At 69.6% G+C, this 3,204-nt stretch carries 4 protein-coding genes, 1 tRNA gene and 1 pseudogene; 3 read left to right on the top strand and 3 right to left on the bottom strand.

Annotated elements, in window-relative coordinates:
- Window positions 1–239 (top strand): annotated as a pseudogene (locus tag MR1_RS20315) (hypothetical protein); the annotation flags it as partial.
- 62 nt (window positions 240–301) lie between these two features.
- Window positions 302–374: transfer RNA gene (locus MR1_RS18795), tRNA-Ala, on the top strand.
- Window positions 375–434: 60 nt separating this feature from the next.
- On the opposite strand, the gene MR1_RS18800 is transcribed toward MR1_RS18795, so the two are convergent.
- Entirely contained in the window at window positions 435–686 is a 252-nt protein-coding gene (locus tag MR1_RS18800; protein ID WP_067250727.1) for a hypothetical protein, read from the bottom strand.
- Between the two features lie 207 nt (window positions 687–893).
- Here MR1_RS18800 and MR1_RS18805 point away from each other — a divergent pair, with 207 nt between their 5' ends.
- Window positions 894–1,370: a GNAT family N-acetyltransferase gene (locus MR1_RS18805; RefSeq protein ID WP_067250731.1), complete on the top strand. Its 477-nt coding sequence runs from the start codon at window positions 894–896 to the stop codon at window positions 1,368–1,370.
- Window positions 1,371–1,385: 15 nt separating this feature from the next.
- Here MR1_RS18805 and MR1_RS18810 read toward each other — a convergent pair whose 3' ends face one another.
- Both MR1_RS18810 and MR1_RS18815 read right to left on the bottom strand, forming a co-directional pair.
- Window positions 1,386–2,327, bottom strand: a complete 942-nt coding sequence (locus tag MR1_RS18810) for a carbohydrate ABC transporter permease (RefSeq protein ID WP_084344943.1) — start codon at window positions 2,325–2,327, stop codon at window positions 1,386–1,388.
- A partial coding sequence (locus tag MR1_RS18815; protein WP_067250735.1) for a carbohydrate ABC transporter permease occupies window positions 2,324–3,204 on the bottom strand: 881 nt, incomplete at its 5' end. The genes MR1_RS18815 and MR1_RS18810, both read right to left, overlap by 4 nt.

Consider the following 3,204-nt stretch of genomic DNA (forward strand, 5'->3'; position numbering starts at 1 on the left):
AGGCGACGATCGACGCCCGCACGCTGGCGCGCGAGGCCGAGCGGGCCGCCGAGCTGCAGCGGCGGGCGGAGACGCTGGCTCCCGCGGCGCCCGCCGCGATCCGAGACGTCGCGAAGGCTCCCGTCGCCCCGGAGGAGGCCCCCGCGGCATCCTCCCCGTACGCCCGGATGGGCTTCGTCGACGACGCGGAGATCGAGGCCCACGTCCGCCAGCTCCTGGCGCGCCGCGCCGCCGGATGACGCGCCCGGGGTGCGCGCGGAACGGAGCACGGTTCGGAACGTGATAACCTGAATGGGTTCACGGGCCCATGGCGCAGTTGGTAGCGCGCTTCGTTCGCAATGAAGAGGTCGGGGGTTCGAATCCCCCTGGGTCCACCGAAGAAGCCCCTGTCGCTCACGCGGCAGGGGCTTCGTTGTGGGTGCGCCACGGCCCGCTCAGATCTCGCCCTCCTCGACGACGGGACCGGACGGGCCCGCCGTGCGCAGGTCATCGGGCGCGTCGCCCGAGTGTCGCGCATCCTCCTCGTCGCCGACGTCGCCCTGCCCCTCCTCGCCGAGATCGGCGTCGAGAGGCTCGTCCCCCTGCGTCTCGGGCTGGAGCCCCGGGCGTTCGGCGATGGTCGCGTCCTCGGCCGGGACGTCCTCGCGAGACGTGGCGTCGCGGTCGGCGGGTCGTGCGTCGGACATGGTGCTGCTCCTTCTCTCGGCGGTCATCGTCGGTCTAGTCTGCGGCCAGGCCCCTCAGCGGGCACGTGCCTTGACAATCGAGGCCCTACCATGAGGGTCTCCGGCCGGAGGCGCGGTCCCTCGTGCTCCGGCCGTTCCGGCGAGGACGGAGCGACCGGCAGGTGCGTCTCGGCGTCCGACGCGACCTTTGACGAACGGACGGCACGCATGACCGAGTACGAGTTCTCCACCGATCCCTCCCGCCTGGATCGCGAGCGGATCGGCGCCTGGATGGGCGAGCAGGCCTATTGGGCTCGTGGACGCAGCGGGGAGACGATGACCCGGGCGATCGAGGGGTCCCGCAATTACGGGGTCTATCGCGCGGGCGACGGCGACCAGGTCGGCTATGCCCGGGTCATCACAGACGGGGCCACGTTCGCCTGGCTCTGCGACGTGTTCGTCGCCTCGGAGGAGCGCGGCAACGGCATCGGGAAGCTCCTGGTCGCGGGGATCCTGGACGATCTCGCCCCGCTGAACCTCAAGCGGGTGATGCTCGCCACGCGCGATGCGCACTCCCTCTATGCGCAGTACGGTTTCGTCCCGCTCCCGGACCCCGCGCTGTTCATGGTCCGGGAGGCCTCCGGCCCGGCCTCCTCCGAGCCGTCGGACCGGCCGGGCTCCATCGCGCCGGACGTCGCCGGCTGACGCCGCGGAGTGCGGTCACCCCTTCATGCCGGACATCGTCGCGCCATCGAGGATCTGCCGCTGGAACAGGAAGAAGACGATGATCAGCGGGACGGTGGCGATCACGCTCGCCGTGACGATCGTCTCCCAGTGCCATTCGCCGCCGAACCCGAACGCGTCCACGAGGGACTTCAACCCGCGGGGGATCGTGAAGGTCGACGAGTCGCGCAGATAGATCAGCGCCCGCATGAGGTCGGTCCACACGGCCTGGACCTCGAACACGGCGGTCACCGCGAGCGCCGGCTTCGTCAGGGGCAGCGCGATGCTCCAGAACACGCGGCCGTGACCGGCGCCGTCCACGCGTGCGGCGTCGAACAGGTCCCGGGGGAGGGACAGCATGAACTGGCGCAGCAGGAAGATGTAGAACGCGCTCCCGAAGAGGTTCTGCGCCCACAGCGGGACGAGCGTGCCGACGAAGCCCAGCGAGTTCCAGATCAGGAAGGTCGGGATCATCGTCACGGCCCCCGGGAGCATCATGGTGGCCAGCACGAGGCCGAACAGCACGCCCCGGCCTCGGAAGCGGTAGTACGAGAACGCCCACGCGACCATCGCGCTGGAGACGGTGACCGTGGCGGCGGCGAGCGCCGTGACGATGAGCGTGTTGAGCATCCACATCCCGAGGGGAGCCTCCTGCCACACGTTCACGTAGTTGTCCCAGGTGAACGTGCGGGGGATCAGGCGGTTGTCGAAGACGTCCCCTCGCGGTTTGAAGGACGCGCTGACCAGCCAGACGAAGGGATAGACGAACACGACCGAGAGAACGGTCAGCGCCGCCGCCACGAGGACCCTCCGGAGCACCGTGCGGCGCGGCGTGCGGCGGGCGTGGGGCACACCGGTCACGATCGCGCGGGTGTCGAGCCCGTAGCCCTCCGGGTCGCGGAGCGCGTCGTGCGAGCCGGGCGGGACGCGGACGGTCATGAGGACTCCTCGCCCTCGTAGTGGACGAGCCGTCGCGAGACGACCAGCTGGATCGCGGTGATCGCCATGATGATCACGAACAGCACCCAGGCGAGGGCGGAGGCGTAGCCCATGTGCAGGTACTCGAAGGCCTGCTGGAAGAGGTAGATCACGTAGAACAGCGCCGCGTCGTTGCTGTAGGTGGTGTTGCCGGCGCCGAAGAACGCCGTGTACGCCTCGTCGAACGTCTGAAGCCCCGCGATGGTGTTCACGACGACGATGAAGAAGAGCGCCGGGCTGATCATCGGCAGGGTCACGCTCAGCGTCGTGCGGAGGGGGCCCGCGCCGTCGATGCGCGCCGACTCCTGGAGCTCGCGCGGCACGTTCTGCAGCGCGGCCAGCAGGATCAGCACGGAGGCGCCCACGCTCCACAGGCTCATCAGCACGAGTCCCGGCTTGACCCACGCCGGATCCGTCGTCCAGGAGGGGCCGTCGATCCCGAACACCCCGAGCACGGCGTTGATCAGGCCGTTCTGCCCGTTGAAGAGCAGGAGGAACAGGATGCCCACGGCGACCGGCGGCGTCATCTTGGGGAGGAAGAACGTGGTGCGGAACAGGCCCGCCGATCGCCCGGCCTGGTTCAGCAGTAAGGCGAGGAGGAGCGCGAGAAGGGCGTGCAGCGGGACCTGCAGGACGGTGAACAGAAGGGTGTTGCCGAGGGCGAGCCCCACCTTCGGGTCCGCGAACAGCTGGGCGTAGTTGTCGAACCCGACGAAGGACGGATCGTTGATCACGTCGTAGTCGGTCAGGGACAGATAGGCGCTGTACAGCAGCGGCCAGGCGGTGAAGACGGCGAACCCGACGAGCCAGGGGGAGAGGAACGCGACGGTCGCGAGCC

This window comes from Microbacterium resistens NBRC 103078, assembly GCF_001552355.1.
Taxonomy (GTDB): domain Bacteria; phylum Actinomycetota; class Actinomycetes; order Actinomycetales; family Microbacteriaceae; genus Microbacterium; species Microbacterium resistens.

What these genes read in the sequence shown, in the direction of transcription:
- MR1_RS18800 (WP_067250727.1), bottom strand. Translation starts at nt 686, where the DNA reads ATGTCCGACGCACGACCCGCCGACCGCGACGCCACGTCTCGCGAGGAC.
- MR1_RS18805 (WP_067250731.1), top strand. Translation starts at nt 894, where the DNA reads ATGACCGAGTACGAGTTCTCCACCGATCCCTCCCGCCTGGATCGCGAG.
- MR1_RS18810 (WP_084344943.1), bottom strand. Translation starts at nt 2,327, where the DNA reads ATGACCGTCCGCGTCCCGCCCGGCTCGCACGACGCGCTCCGCGACCCG.